The sequence below is a fragment of the Pseudomonas sp. P867 genome (assembly GCF_019891455.1).
In the GTDB taxonomy this organism is placed as follows: domain Bacteria; phylum Pseudomonadota; class Gammaproteobacteria; order Pseudomonadales; family Pseudomonadaceae; genus Aquipseudomonas; species Aquipseudomonas synxantha_A.
In genome coordinates, this window is the sequence record NZ_JAFLXB010000002.1 from 183,861 (window position 1) to 197,969 (window position 14,109).

Annotated in this window: 14 protein-coding genes; 5 read left to right on the top strand and 9 right to left on the bottom strand. The window is 59.8% G+C overall.

From position 1 onward, the window contains the following. Positions 1–22 precede the first annotated feature (22 nt). Positions 23–502, bottom strand: a complete 480-nt coding sequence (locus tag J1G33_RS04340; RefSeq protein WP_003176750.1) for an RNA pyrophosphohydrolase — start codon at positions 500–502, stop codon at positions 23–25. Positions 503–645: 143 nt separating this feature from the next. On the opposite strand from J1G33_RS04340, the gene J1G33_RS04345 reads away from it, so the two are divergent. Further along, positions 646–1,302 (top strand): HAD family hydrolase, encoded by a 657-nt coding sequence (locus tag J1G33_RS04345; RefSeq protein WP_032878883.1) that lies wholly within the window; start codon positions 646–648, stop codon positions 1,300–1,302. Positions 1,303–1,396: 94 nt separating this feature from the next. Here the strand turns inward: J1G33_RS04345 and J1G33_RS04350 are convergent, their stop codons facing one another. Continuing rightward, positions 1,397–1,810, bottom strand: coding sequence for a DUF2269 family protein (locus J1G33_RS04350; protein ID WP_078822576.1), 414 nt, complete (start codon positions 1,808–1,810; stop codon positions 1,397–1,399). Between the two features lie 40 nt (positions 1,811–1,850). Next, positions 1,851–3,365, bottom strand: coding sequence for a threonine ammonia-lyase, biosynthetic (gene ilvA, locus J1G33_RS04355; protein ID WP_032878878.1), 1,515 nt, complete (start codon positions 3,363–3,365; stop codon positions 1,851–1,853). A gap of 138 nt (positions 3,366–3,503) precedes the next feature. Here ilvA and rpiA point away from each other — a divergent pair, with 138 nt between their 5' ends. Next, positions 3,504–4,175 (top strand): ribose-5-phosphate isomerase RpiA, encoded by a 672-nt coding sequence (gene rpiA / locus J1G33_RS04360; RefSeq protein WP_099585891.1) that lies wholly within the window; start codon positions 3,504–3,506, stop codon positions 4,173–4,175. Positions 4,176–4,492: 317 nt separating this feature from the next. Continuing rightward, complete coding sequence (locus J1G33_RS04365; RefSeq protein WP_223017745.1) at positions 4,493–6,439, top strand: autotransporter domain-containing protein; 1,947 nt, start codon at positions 4,493–4,495, stop codon at positions 6,437–6,439. Here J1G33_RS04365 and J1G33_RS04370 read toward each other — a convergent pair whose 3' ends face one another. The 4 genes from J1G33_RS04370 to J1G33_RS04385 form a co-directional block, all read right to left on the bottom strand. Then, positions 6,440–7,348: an SdiA-regulated domain-containing protein gene (locus tag J1G33_RS04370; RefSeq protein ID WP_032878873.1), complete on the bottom strand. Its 909-nt coding sequence runs from the start codon at positions 7,346–7,348 to the stop codon at positions 6,440–6,442. A 121-nt stretch (positions 7,349–7,469) separates the two neighbouring features. Continuing rightward, on the bottom strand, positions 7,470–8,393 hold the full coding sequence (locus J1G33_RS04375) for an SdiA-regulated domain-containing protein (RefSeq protein ID WP_223017746.1): 924 nt from the start codon (positions 8,391–8,393) through the stop codon (positions 7,470–7,472). Between the two features lie 250 nt (positions 8,394–8,643). Then, entirely contained in the window at positions 8,644–9,309 is a 666-nt protein-coding gene (locus J1G33_RS04380) for a fumarylacetoacetate hydrolase family protein (RefSeq protein ID WP_223017747.1), read from the bottom strand. Positions 9,310–9,331: 22 nt separating this feature from the next. Then, a complete protein-coding gene (locus J1G33_RS04385; RefSeq protein ID WP_005792341.1) occupies positions 9,332–10,726 on the bottom strand; it encodes an FAD-binding oxidoreductase in 1,395 nt (464 codons plus the stop codon). Positions 10,727–10,931: 205 nt separating this feature from the next. Between J1G33_RS04385 and serA the strand changes: the two genes are divergently transcribed. Next, the gene (gene serA / locus J1G33_RS04390; RefSeq protein WP_005792342.1) at positions 10,932–12,161 is read left to right on the top strand and encodes a phosphoglycerate dehydrogenase; all 1,230 of its coding nucleotides are present in this window, start codon (positions 10,932–10,934) and stop codon (positions 12,159–12,161) included. Positions 12,162–12,225: 64 nt separating this feature from the next. Here the strand turns inward: serA and J1G33_RS04395 are convergent, their stop codons facing one another. Then, on the bottom strand, positions 12,226–12,666 hold the full coding sequence (locus J1G33_RS04395; protein WP_032878870.1) for a DUF4399 domain-containing protein: 441 nt from the start codon (positions 12,664–12,666) through the stop codon (positions 12,226–12,228). A 134-nt stretch (positions 12,667–12,800) separates the two neighbouring features. Between J1G33_RS04395 and J1G33_RS04400 the strand changes: the two genes are divergently transcribed. Further along, positions 12,801–13,295 carry a transporter substrate-binding domain-containing protein gene (locus tag J1G33_RS04400; RefSeq protein WP_223017748.1) on the top strand — a complete coding sequence of 165 codons (495 nt, stop codon included), beginning with the start codon at positions 12,801–12,803 and terminating at the stop codon, positions 13,293–13,295. A gap of 67 nt (positions 13,296–13,362) precedes the next feature. Here the strand turns inward: J1G33_RS04400 and J1G33_RS04405 are convergent, their stop codons facing one another. Continuing rightward, positions 13,363–13,995, bottom strand: coding sequence for a 2OG-Fe(II) oxygenase (locus J1G33_RS04405; protein WP_005792345.1), 633 nt, complete (start codon positions 13,993–13,995; stop codon positions 13,363–13,365). Between the last annotated feature and the right edge of the window lie 114 nt (positions 13,996–14,109).

The following is a 14,109-nucleotide window of genomic DNA, read 5'->3' on the forward strand; positions in this document are numbered from 1 at the left end:
GGCTCGGGGTCGAACTCCGTCGTCAGTCGCGCGCTAAAAGGCGCGGGGCAAGCTCTTTGAGAGCGCGGCGGTAAACCTCGCGCTTGAATGTCACCACCTGGCCCAACGGGTACCAATAGCTGACCCAGCGCCAGCCATCGAACTCCGGTTTACCGGTCAAATCCATCCGCACCCGCTGCTCGTTGGAGATCAGGCGCAAAAGAAACCATTTCTGCTTCTGGCCGATGCACAGCGGTTGGCTGTGGGTACGCACCAGGCGTTGCGGCAAACGATAGCGCAACCAGCCACGGGTACAGGCCAGAATCTGCACATCTTCACGCTCAAGGCCGACTTCTTCGTTCAACTCACGGTACAAGGCGTCTTCAGGGGTTTCGTCGGGGTTTATCCCACCTTGAGGAAACTGCCAGGCATCTTGGTTGATTCGGCGAGCCCATAGCACCTGTCCGGCATCATTCGTAAGAATAATCCCGACATTAGGACGGAAACCATCGGGGTCGATCACGGCAACAACCTCGCAAACGCATGTCGCCGCATTGTTCCACAAAGATTGTTCCAGCGGCAACGAGGCTTCTTACCTTATGTGCACTCTTGTGAAAAGACCGTATTCTGGACGCCTTTTTACAGACTTTTCAGCGAGTAACTGCAATGCGCCTGGCTTTATTCGACTTGGACAACACCCTTCTCGGCGGTGACAGCGATCACGCCTGGGGCGATTACCTGTGTGAGCGTGGGATTCTCGACCCGGTGGCCTACAAGGCCCGCAACGACGAGTTCTACCAGGACTATCTGGCCGGCAAGCTGGATAACGCCGCTTACCTGAACTTCTGCCTGGAAATCCTCGGCCGCACCGAGATGGCCCAACTGGACGAGTGGCACAACGACTATATGCGCGACTGCATCGAGCCGATCGTGCTGCCCAAGGCGGTGGAACTGCTGGCCCAGCACCACGCCGCGGGCGACAAGCTGGTGATCATCACCGCCACCAACCGCTTCGTCACTGCGCCAATTGCCGCACGGCTAGGCGTTGACACCCTGATCGCCACCGAATGCGAGATGGAAAACGGCCGCTACACCGGGCGCAGCACTGATGTGCCGTGCTTTCGAGAAGGCAAAGTGACGCGCTTGAATCGCTGGCTGGAAGAGACTGGGTACAGCCTGGAAGACAGCTACTTCTATAGCGACTCGATGAATGATTTGCCGTTGCTGGAGCAGGTGACGCATCCGGTGGCGGTGGATCCGGATCCGAATTTGCGCGCTGAAGCGCAGAAGCGGGGCTGGCCGGTGATCACTCTGCGCAGCTGATGACGCTATCGCAGGCAAGCCAGCTCCCACATTTGGAATGCATTCCCCTGTGGGAGCTGGCTTGCCTGCGATGAAGGCGACGCGATCTAACGCTTTAAACCGGCTTGGCGCCCATCAGCCCTGCAATCGCCACAAACCCCACCAGGCTGACCACCGCCAGCACCAGGGTAAAATTCAGGCTGCCGCCCTCACCTTTGCGCAGGCGATTAAGACGCGCCACCAGCCAGAACCACGCCAGCGCCGCCACGGTGTAGAGGATGCTGGAGCCTAAAATCCAGGTTTGCCCCAGGGGCCAGCCGATCAGGTGCACCAGCCACCAACCGGTGAACGGCATACTGACCAGGCAAATGCCCATCAGCAGCCACACGAACGCCCATGGGCGTTGCACGATGACCGCCGGGCCGGCACTGCGTTTACGCCAGGCCAGTACGGCCAGGCCGAGGCCGCTGAGCAGCAGCAACACGGTGGCGGTGATGTGGATAACCTTGAGGGTGGTCAGTGTTTCCATGGTCTCGATTCCTTAAAGGCCGCTCAGTCAGCGTAGTCGCTCAACCGAGGAACAACTGGTAGGCCGGGTTTTCGCTTTCATCCCAGTACGGGTAGCCGATTTCAGCCAGGGCTGCCGGCACCAGGTGGCGCTCGTCCGCCGGCACTTGCAGCCCGGCGACCACACGCCCGTCCGCTGCACCGTGGTTGCGATAGTGGAACATCGAAATGTTCCAGCGCCCGCCCAGCTTGTGCAAGAAGTTGAACAAGGCGCCCGGACGCTCCGGAAATTCGAAGCGAAACACCACCTCATCGCTGACTTTGGCCGCATGGCCGCCCACCATATGGCGAATGTGCAACTTGGCCAGTTCGTTTTCGGTCAGGTCCAGCACGGGGAAACCCTGGCTGGTCAGGCTGGCGATCAGTGCGCTGCGCGGATCGTTTTCCGGGTGGGTCTGCACGCCGACGAAGATGTGCGCTTCGCTGCCAGAGTGGTAGCGGTAATTGAATTCGGTGATCTGGCGCTTGCCCACGGCCTCGCAGAACGCCTTGAAACTGCCCGGCTGCTCGGGGATGGTTACCGCGATGATGGCTTCGCGGCCTTCACCCAGCTCGGCACGCTCGGCCACATGGCGCAGGCGATCGAAGTTGACGTTGGCGCCAGAGTCGATGGCGACAAAGGTCTGGCCGCTGACGCCGCGAGTCTCGACGTACTTCTTGATCCCGGCCACGCCCAACGCGCCTGCCGGCTCGGTGATGGAGCGCGTGTCGTCGTAGATATCCTTGATCGCCGCGCAGATTTCATCGGTGCTGACGGTGATCACTTCATCCACATGATCCTTGCAGATGTCGAAGGTGTGTTGACCGATCTGCGCCACCGCCACGCCATCGGCAAAGATTCCCACGGTCGGCAGCACCACGCGCTCGCCTGCCGCCATGGCGGCTTGCAGGCAGTTGGAGTCGTCCGGCTCGACGCCGATGATCTTGATTTCCGGACGCAGGTATTTCACATACGCCGCAATACCGGCGATCAGCCCGCCGCCGCCCACCGGTACGAAAATCGCGTCCAGCGGCCCCGGGTGCTGGCGCAGGATTTCCATCGCCACGGTGCCCTGCCCGGCAATGGTGTGTGGATCATCGTAAGGGTGAATGTAGACGTAGCCTTTTTCGTCGACCAGCTTGAGCGAATAGGCCAGGGCTTCCGGGAAGGAATCACCGTGCAGCACCACTTTGCCGCCCCGCGAGCGCACGCCTTCGACCTTGATCTCCGGGGTGGTCTTGGGCATCACGATGGTGGCCTTGACCCCCAGCACCTTGGCCGCCAGGGCCAGGCCCTGGGCATGGTTGCCCGCCGATGCCGTGACCACGCCACGGGCGCGTTCCTCGCTGCTCAATTGGGTCAGCTTGTTGTAGGCGCCGCGAATCTTGAACGAGAACACCGGCTGCAAGTCTTCGCGCTTGAGCCAGACCTTGTTGCCCAACCGCTCGGAGAGCTGGCGGGCAGTCTGCAAGGGAGTTTCCACGGCGATGTCATACACGCGCGAGGTGAGGATCTTTTTGACGTAGTCTTCAAGCATCGGCAGGCATCTACTTCACGAGTTGGGCAGGGCCAAGGAGTCTAACCCAGCGTTTAGGCGGGCGACCACACGAATCCGGAGGTTTTGTTGGGTTATACTCGCGCCCCTCGATAACTCCCCGCCCGTTCCGGAGCCCGCATGACCCAGGATCAACTCAAACAGGCAGTGGCCCAGGCCGCCGTCGATTTAATCCTTCCCAAACTCGACGACAAGAGCATCGTCGGTGTCGGCACCGGCTCCACTGCCAACTGCTTTATCGACGCGCTGGCCCAGCACAAGGGCGCGTTCGACGGCGCCGTGGCGAGTTCCGAAGCCACCGCCGCCCGCCTTAAAGGCCATGGCATTCCAGTGTACGAGCTCAACACCGTGAGCGACCTGGAGTTCTACGTGGACGGCGCCGATGAAAGCGACGAACACCTGAACCTGATCAAGGGCGGCGGCGCGGCCCTGACCCGCGAGAAAATCGTCGCGGCCGTGGCCAAGACCTTCATCTGCATCGCCGACGCGAGCAAGCTGGTGCCTGTGCTCGGTGCGTTCCCGCTGCCGGTGGAAGTTATCCCCATGGCCCGCAGCCACGTAGCCCGCGAACTGGTGAAACTGGGCGGCGACCCGGTGTACCGCGAAGGTGTATTGACCGACAACGGCAACATCATCCTCGACGTGTTCAATATGCAGATCACCAACCCCGTTGAGCTGGAGACGCAGATCAACGCCATCGTGGGCGTGGTCACCAACGGCCTGTTCGCCGCACGCCCGGCGGATGTGCTGCTGCTGGGCACCCCGGAAGGCGTGAAAACCCTCAAGGCTTAACAACACCACAACTCCAATGTGGGAGGGGCGGTGCGACGATTCGACTTGCTCCCGATAGCAGTGTGTCAGTCAGAATATCTGGTACTGATACACCCAATCGGGAGCAAGCCCCCTCCCACATTTGCAGCACTCCTATCCAAAACCGTGCGCTCGGTCACGGCACGCCAAGTCCCGCCTGGTATCCAATCGGATACAAATTACAGCCACGCGACCCACGCGTTTAACAATGCGTCAATTTGCAGCCGCCCACGGAATGAGGCGCGCATTGTGCAAAGGGTCTGGGCTTTGAACATTCCCATCACCTCAAGGAAGACCTTGTGATAAAGCCCCTAGCCATCGCCATCAGCGTTGCCGGTGCCCTGCTGTCCGCGCAAGCCCAAGCTTACGAGTACGGCCAGCACGCCAACACCACCCTGGAAAAACTGATCAATGACTACCCCGGTCGTTATCGCGGCACGGCCAATTTTGCCGGCGCTGCTGATTGGATGCAGAGCCAGATGGGCGCGGCCTATTCCATCAGCCGCCAGAACTTCACCTGGAGCAGCGGCAGCCGTGCTGCGCAAAACGTGGTGGCCTACGCCGCCGGCACCAAGCCGCAGTACGTGGTGATTGGCGCGCATTTCGACACCTACTTCGGCCGCCCGACCCTGCAAGGCCTGGATGACAATGGCTCCGGTGCCAGCGTGCTGACCGAGGTGGCGAAGAACCTCGGCGGCCTGTCATTGGAAAATGGCCTGCAAATCGTCGGATTCGGCGCGGAAGAAGAAGGTTTGCGCGGCTCCCGGGCCTTTGTTGACTCGCTGAGCGCCAGCCAGCGCGCCAATATGCTTGCGATGATCAATCTCGACAGCCTGATCACCGGCGACATGATGTATGCCCACGCCGGCCAGAACAGCACCGACAACCCGGCCCTGGCGTCATTGCGCGAGCACACGTTTCAGATCGCCAAGGAGTTGAATATCCCGCTATTCACCAACCCCGGCCTGGACCCGCAATACCCCAAAGGCACAGGCTGCTGCAGTGATGGTGAACCTTTCGAGCCGCTGAATATCCCGATCCTTTATGTAGAAGCCACCAACTGGGAACTGGGCGATCTGGACGGTTATACCCAGACCGACAACCCGAAAATCCCAGGCGGCTCGACCTGGCACGACCCGAGCGAAGACAACAAAGGCGTACTCACCGACGCCTTCGGCCAGGCGCGCATCGACCAGCGCCTGCGTGACTATTCACGCTTGCTCAGCCGCCTGGTGCTGGAACTCACCAACGCCGATCTGATGGCCTCGACGGCGTCCGGCGGTGCCGTCGCACGCAACATGCAGGACAACCTGCAACGTCAGCATCAAGCCATGGTGCGCCTGCACGATCGCCGCTGGCTGACCCTGCAGGCGGCCAGCCGCGAGGTGGGCAGCTTTGATGGCGAGATCGGCGTGGACGGCGAATATAGCCCGGACAGCGGTTTCGACACGGCCCCCAACCCCGAAGCCCGACGCCTGGGCCTGCACGCCCTTGGCGATTATCAGCTGACCCCAAGCCTGAATATCGGTGCCAGCCTGAGCTACCTCAACGGGCGCGACAAACTGGAGCATCGCGGCAAACTGGACAGCGACACCTGGCAGGCAGCCGTGTACGCGCTGCTCAATGATGGCGGGCCAAGCTGGCTGGCCGGTGACCTGAGCATCGGCCACACGCGTTTCGATTCCAAACGCAACCTGATCATCCAGGCCAATGGCGGGCCGATCCTGCTCAATCAGCAACTGACGGGCGAGACTGATGCCCTGGCGTTGGGCGCGCGGGTGCTGGGCGGCTACGACTTTGACTTCGGTGCGCTCAAGAGCGGGCCTTTCGCCGGCCTGGACTACAGCCACTACCGCATCGACACGTTCCACGAAAAACAGAACCTGCGCACCGCCCTGCAGTATGAAGAGCAGTCTTTCGACTCCCTGCAAGCCAGCCTCGGCTGGCGCGTGCGTGGCGCTGTCGCCCTGCCCTACAGCCTGAGTCTGATGCCGTATGCAGACATCGCCTGGGTCAAGGAACTGGCCGATGGCCGCTTGGATGACCTGCAACTGACAGCCCGCGCCGATGGCCAGGCGCGCACCGCTCGGCTCGGCTCAGCGGACAAGAGCTTTGGTCGCGCACAAATCGGCAGCCAATTGGCGATCACCCCGCAGCTGGGGGTGTATGCCGAGGTCAATGGCCGCCTGGGTCATGCCGAAGGCAGCCAGACCGGCTATACGCTGGGCGTGCAATGGATGTTCTGATCAGGTTTTTTTGAACACGTAAAACAGGTTCGGCTCGCTGACCATATACAGCGTGCCCTCGTCATCCATGGCAATCCCTTCGGCCTGAGGCACACGCTTGCTCAGACCATGGCGCCCTTTAAGCAACGACAAACTGCTTAAGGGGCGACCGTCGATGTCCAGTTCCAAGACCAGGAACGACTCATCCGACAGCGCCAGCAGATGGCCGCTGCGCTCGTCGTATTGCAGGCTCGACAGGTCGCGCACAAACAGTCCGGCATCGCGCTTGGGGTTGTTGATCACGTGCACCGAGTAGGTTTTTTCCGCCTTGAAATGCGGGAAGCCATGCACTTCATAGATCAGCATCGGGTCGCGCTCCTTGGCGACGAACAGACGCTTGCCCACCGAATCATAGGCCAGGCCCTCGAACCCCTTGTTGCTGCCGATATGTACGCCGAGGGTCATCTGCTCCGCGTCGGCGGCGTCGAGGAAGGTTGTGTCGTCGTCCACATGCACCTTGATCAGCCGCTGCTGGCGCTCATCGCTGATGACGTAAATGTTGTCACTGATAAACTCCACAGCCTCTGCATCGCCAAACCCCACCAGTGGAATGCGCCGCAGGATCTTGCCCTCCAGGGACAGCTCCACCAGCTCGGCGTTTTTATTGGTGACGGTAAACAGGCTTTTGCGCACCGGATCGTAAGTGAGGGCCGAGACATCATCGTCGAGCCCTTCGATCACCTGGCCTTCCAGGGTCACGCGGTAATCTGCCAGGCCAATGGCGCGCTCATCGGCAGGCTGGCGCCACACCTGCCAGTTGAACCAGGCACGCTCGAACAGACGAAACTGCTGCGCAACGACCCCGGCGGCAACCAGGGCAAGCAACAGCAAGATGAAAACAGCAGGTTTGGGGCGGGCAAGTCGACGCATCGGGGCGGGCTCAGTGAAAAAACTGGCGAATAGATATCAAGGTCGCCTGAATTTAAACTTAAACGCGCCGAACTGTCTGGCGAATGCCGTTTATAAAGAAAAGTCTGACGTAATTCGTCAGTTATTTCTGCTTTTCAAAACGATAGAACAAGTTGGGTTCACTGACCATGTACAGGTTGCCGCTCTCATCCAGGGTCACCCCTTCGGCGCGCGGGATGGTGTCTTTCAGGCCGTTGAAGCCACCGAGCAAGGTCATGAAGCTGACTTGCTCGCCTGTTTCGTCCAGTTCCAGCAACAGGTGGGAATCGGCCGACAGCACCAGCAAGTGCCCAGTGCGCGGGTCAATGGACAAGGCCGAAAGGTTGCGCACATCCAGTTCGGTGCTGGCCAGCTTTTGCTTGTCGCCGGTCAGCGTGTTGCCATCGCTCTTCCACGTGAACAAGGCCGGCGGCCGCTCTTCGCCCAGTACAAGCTGCTGATTGCGCTTGTCCCACGCGATCGCTTCAAAGGCTTTGTTCTGGTCTTTGGAGGGGCCCAGGTCATGGCTTGGGAAATCAGCTTTGTTCAGCGCCGTGGTGCCGGCGTCCACCTTTACCACGGTCACGGTGTGATCGCGTTCATCTACCACGGCCATCAAGCCGTTTTCCATCACCGTCACGCCCTCAGGATTGTTCCAGCCATTGAGCGGCATCTTGCGCAATACGTCGCCTTGCAGGCTCAGCTCCACGAGAAACGGGTTTTTGCCCATCACGGAAAACAGTGTTTTGGTCTGGGGGTTGTAGGACAGGTCGGAAGCCTCATCCTTCTCCATACCGGGCAGCGGCTTGGCGTCGATGACCGCCTGATAGTCCGGGAGCCAAACACTCTCCTGGCGTTCAACCGGGCTCTCGAAGCGCTCCAGCACCCACAGCACACCGCGATCATCCCAGTGCATGGCCCAGGCCACGCCATACAGAACGGCACCGGCCAAAAATACCCAGGAATACCAGCGCATGGACAAGCGCGAGCGAAGCGAGGTTTTCGAAGTGGGTAGAGGCACGGCCATTGAGCGCTTTTCCGGAAAGTCAGCTGTATGGGATAGCACAGGATTCAACGGCCTGCGCGCAAGAGGCTGGGATTATCCGGATGGCGTGTGAAAAAAATGCAAAAGCCCATACTTGGGATATACACAAAACCAATGTGGGAGGGGCGGTGCGACGATTCGACTTGCTCCCGATTGCGGTCTGTCTGCCAGCTTATTTGTAGCTGACCCACCGCTATCGGGAGCAAGCCCCCTCCCACAGTTTGGCCGTTACTTAGCGCACGACGCTTTCGAAACGGTTCACACCCGCCAGCTCCAACACCAGTTCATCCCCCACATTCAATGGGCCAACACCCGCCGGGGTGCCGGTGAGAATCACATCACCCGCCTGCAGGGAGAAGCAGCCAGCCATGTGCTGGATCATCGGTACGATCGGGTTGAGCATCTGCGTGCTGTTGCCATCCTGGCGCACTTCGCCGTTGATGGTCAGGCGTATGCCGATGTCGGTCACGTCCGCAAAGGTACTGCTGACCACGAAAGGGGCAAGCACCGCCGCGCCGTCGAAGCACTTGGCGATTTCCCACGGCAGGCCCTTGGATTTCAGCTCGGCCTGTTTGTCGCGCAGGGTCAGGTCCAGCGCCGGGGCGAAGCCGGAGATGGCGTCGAGGACTTCTTCGCGGTTTGGCTTGTTCGACAACGGCTTGCCGATCAACACCGCGATTTCCACCTCGTAATGCACCGAACCGCGTTCGGTGGGAATCGCAAAACCACCTTCCAACGGCACCACGCAGCTACCGGGCTTGATGAACAGCAAAGGCTCGGTGGGCACCGGGTTATCCAGCTCCTTGGCGTGTTCGACGTAGTTACGCCCGATGCACACCAGTTTGCCCACAGGGAAGTGGATGTTGGTGCCGTCGACATACTTGTGCTGGTAGCTCATGGAACGACTCCTTCAGGTGCGGTTAAACCGCGAAGATTTTGCCAGGGTTCATGATCCCGTTCGGGTCGAACACGGCCTTCACAGCCTTCATGTACTCGATTTCAACCGGCGAGCGGCTGTAGGTCAGGTAATCACGCTTGGTCATGCCCACGCCGTGTTCGGCGGAAATCGAGCCGTTGTACTTGGCGACGGTTTCGAACACCCACTTGTTCACGGTGGCACACTTGGCGAAGAACTCGTCCTTGCTCAGGTTTTCGGGCTTGAGGATGTTCAAGTGCAGGTTACCGTCACCGATATGACCGAACCAGACGATTTCGAAATCCGGGTAGTGTTCGCCGACGATCGCATCAATTTCGCTCAAGAATGCCGGCACTTTGGAGACGGTGACCGAAATATCGTTCTTGTACGGTGTCCAGTGGGAGATGGTCTCGGAGATGTACTCGCGCAGCTTCCACAGGTTGTGCAACTGGGTTTCACTCTGGCTCATCACACCGTCCAGTACCCAGCCCTGCTCGACGCAATGCTCGAACGTTTCCAGCGCATGGTTGGCGACTTCTTCAGTGGTGGCTTCGAATTCCAGCAGCGCGTAGAACGGGCACTCGGTTTCGAATGGCGCCGGCACATCGCCACGGCCGAGGACTTTGGCCAGGGCCTTGTCGGAGAAAAATTCGAAGGCGGTCAGGTCCAGCTTGCTCTGGAACGCGTGCAGCACCGGCATGATCGAGTCGAAGTCAGTGGTGCCGAGTACCATGGCGGTGAGGTTTTTCGGGGCACGGTCCAGGCGCATGGTGGCTTCGACCACAAACCCCAGGGTGCCCTCAGCGCCGATAAACAGCTGGCGCATGTCGTAGCCGGTGGCGTTTTTGATCAGGTCGCGGTTCAGTTCCAGCACATCGCCCTTGCCGGTAACGACTTTCATGCCGGCCACCCAATTGCGGGTCATGCCGTAGCGAATCACCTTGATCCCGCCGGCATTGGTGCCGATATTACCGCCAATCTGGCTGGAACCGGACGAGGCAAAATCCACCGGATAGTACAGGCCGTTTTCTTCAGCGACGTTCTGCAATTGCTTGGTGACCACGCCCGGCTGGCACACGGCGGTGCGATCGGTGAGGTTCACGTCGAGGATCTGGTTCATATAGTCGAACGACACCACCACTTCGCCATTGGCCGCGACTGCCGCTGCCGACAGGCCGGTGCGCCCACCGGACGGCACCAGTGCTACCTTGTGCTCGTTGGCCCAACGGACGATGGCCTGCACCTGCTCAGTGGTCTTGGGAAACACGATAGCGCTGGGCGCGGGGGCGAAGTGCTTGGTCCAATCCTTGCCGTAAGCCTCCAGGGAGTCGGCATCGGTCAGCACTTTGCCGGGCTCAACCAGGGTCTTTAGCTCATCAATCAGTGCAGGATGGGTCATCGACAGAACTCTCGAACAATTCATGGTCATCCTGAGAACGCTTCACGTCGCAGGAATAGGTGTTTAGCGGGGTGCGTATGCTAGCATACCGCCCCCGCAGGACAGACCCAAAGGGCGTTTCTGCGGTGACGGCTTTCCTGCCGTCCGGGTCAGCTTGCGCTGCTCGACTCCCTGCCAATTTTCTCCGGGATACAGGTTTACGCAGATGAGCAAGACTTCTCTCGATAAGAGCAAGATCAAGTTCCTTCTTCTGGAAGGCGTCCACCCATCGGCTGTCGACGTTCTGAAAGCCGCCGGGTACACCAGCATTGAGTACATCACCAGTTCTCTGCCGGAAGCCCAGCTCAAGGAAAAGATCGCCGACGCGCACTTTATCGGCATTCGCTCCCGCACTCAGCTGACCGAAGAGATCTTCGACCACGCCAAGAAACTCGTGGCGGTCGGTTGTTTCTGCATCGGCACCAACCAGGTTGACCTCAACGCAGCGCGCGAACGCGGTATCGCGGTGTTCAACGCCCCGTACTCCAACACCCGTTCCGTAGCGGAGCTGGTATTGGCCGAGGCCATCCTGCTTCTGCGCGGTATCCCAGAGAAGAACGCCTCCTGCCACCGTGGCGGCTGGATCAAAAGCGCGGCCAACTCCTTCGAGATCCGCGGCAAGAAGCTGGGTATCGTCGGTTACGGCTCGATCGGCACTCAACTGTCGGTGCTGGCCGAAGGCCTGGGTATGCAGGTGTTCTTCTATGACACCCTGACCAAGCTGCCATTGGGCAACGCGACTCAAGTCGCCAGCCTGACCGAACTGCTGGGCATGTCCGATATCGTCACGCTGCACGTTCCGGAAACCGCCGAGACTCAGTGGATGATCGGCGAGAAGGAAATCCGCGCGATCAAGAAAGGCGGGATCCTGATCAACGCCGCTCGCGGCACTGTGGTCAAGCTCGATGCCCTGGCCGACGCGATCAAGGACAAGCACCTGATCGGCGCCGCCATCGACGTGTTCCCGGTGGAGCCACGCTCCAACGACGACATCTTCGAAAGCCCGCTGCGTGGCCTGGACAACGTGATCCTGACCCCGCACATCGGCGGCTCCACTGCTGAAGCCCAAGCCAATATCGGCCTGGAAGTCTCGGAAAAACTGGTCAAGTACAGCGACAACGGTACCTCGGTATCGTCGGTCAACTTCCCGGAAGTGGCCCTGCCGGCTCACCCGGGCAAGCACCGCCTGCTGCACATCCACCAGAACATCCCGGGCGTGATGATGGAGATCAACAAGGTCTTCGCGGAAAACGGCATCAACATCTCCGGTCAGTTCCTGCAGACCAACGAGAAGGTCGGCTACGTGGTCATCGACGTCGACGCCGAGTACTCGGACCTGGCGCAAGAGAAGCTGCAGCACATCAACGGCACTATCCGTAGCCGCGTGTTGTTCTAAGGTTTCAACCGCACCACGAAAAAGGGAGCCCCGAGGGGCTCCCTTTTTTGCATCTGAACAAATCTTACTTGACGTTAACCGTGATGACTTTCGAGGCTACCGTAGGCTCGAACTGGCGATGCACGTTGTCGCCAGCCACCAGTTGCAAGGTGTGCTTGCCTGGCGTGAGGGTCAGCTCGGTCTCGGTTTGCGCCTTGCCGAAGTGAATCGAGGTAGCGGTGGCCGGGATCGCTTCGTTTGCGTTGAGCGCCCCCACTTCCTGATCTACCAGCAGGTGATGATGGCCGGCGCCCGGTACCTGTTTGTCGATCGGCTCCAGGTCCAGGCCCTTGATGCCAAATTTGACGGTGAAGGTTTTGTCGACAGTAGCGCCGTCTTTGGGCGAGACAATGAACACTTCAGCACCAGCAGGAGCCGGTGTGCGCGGCAGGTCGGCAGCACTGGCCAACATCGAAGCACCCAGCAGCAGGGACGCCAGGGTTGCACGGGACAAAAGGGCTTTCATTCGCTTCTCCAGTTTTTCAGTGAAATCTGTAGGGTTATGACAACTTCGCGATAAATTGCGGTCCAAGGCACCCGACACCATAGCAAAACGATGCTGAACAGCGCCTCGTCCATTCGAATTCTCTAGGAGTGACCATGCGCTTTTCGCCTGGCCTGTTACTGTTGCTTGCCCTTCTGAGCCCATTGGCCCATGCCGAGCTGATCGATGACGTCAATGATCGCGGCGAACTGCGTATAGCCCTGGAAGCCAACACCCCGCCGTTCAATTTCAAGGAAGGCGACAAGCTCACCGGCTTTGAAGTGGAACTGGGTGAGCAACTGGCCAAGGAAATGGACGTACGCCCTTCTTTTATCACCACCGACGACAGTAACCTGTTGCCAGGTGTGGAAACTGGCAAGTACGACGTGGCAATAAACCATATCGCTATGACTGCCGAACTCAAGGATCGGTTCGATTACAGCACGGCTTATCGCGAGAAGCCGGACCTTGTGATCCCATTCCAGAAAGGTAACCCAGCGTTCAAGAGCAGCCTGGACATGGCCCTAGAGCGGGTGAAGGCGGATGGCAGATTGAAGGCGATGGCGCAGAAGTGGTTCGACAGCGACACACCGGCAGCCAAGGCACAGTAGATCAAATGTGGGAGGGGGCTTGCTCCCACATTTTGTCCAAGGCAAGACTTTAGAATCCTTTGCCTGCCTAAAACGGCTCGTTGCCCCGCCGGCGAAACCAGCCGGTCAGGGACAGGCGTTCGCGCGTGGCCGGCAGTACCTCGTGGGGCACCTCGCCCGACAAAAACACCACCAGGCAGCCGCCGGTGGGCACCACGTCATATTCGACGCCGCCCTTGAGGTACATGCGCAACTGGCCGCCATGCTCGGGCAGCCAGGCGTCGTTCAAGTAGATCACCGCCGAGACCATGCGCCGGTCGTCGTCACGAAAGCGGTCCACATGCTTGAGGTAAAACGCACCGGGTGGGTACATCGCGAAGTGGCTTTCGAAATCTTCCAGCCCAAGGAACAGGCTGCGGTTCATTGCCAGGCGCAGGCTGTCCATGACGGCCATATAGGTGTCGCAAACCGCCGCGTCGCCCTCTTCCAGCCACTGAATATGATCACCGCGAATACCCTCGCGAATCTCCTGGGCCGGCCCGCGCCCGACTGCCGCCGGTGCCAGCTCACCTTCGGCCGCACGTTTATGGCACTCAGCCGCCAGTTCCAGGGTCAGAGCCTGGGGCAGGAAGCCATTCTGCTGCGACCAGCCTTTTTCGGCCAAGTCGTCAACGATACGTTGCAGCAGCGGGTCATCGAGGGATATTTGCATGGCGCGCATAGTATCCATACGCCTGAGAATCCGACAGCGCCGTCGAGCGCCCGAATGCACTTTAAATCAGCTGTCTGATAGGACTTCTCGACAAATCCTACGCCCGACACGGACAATAGTGGC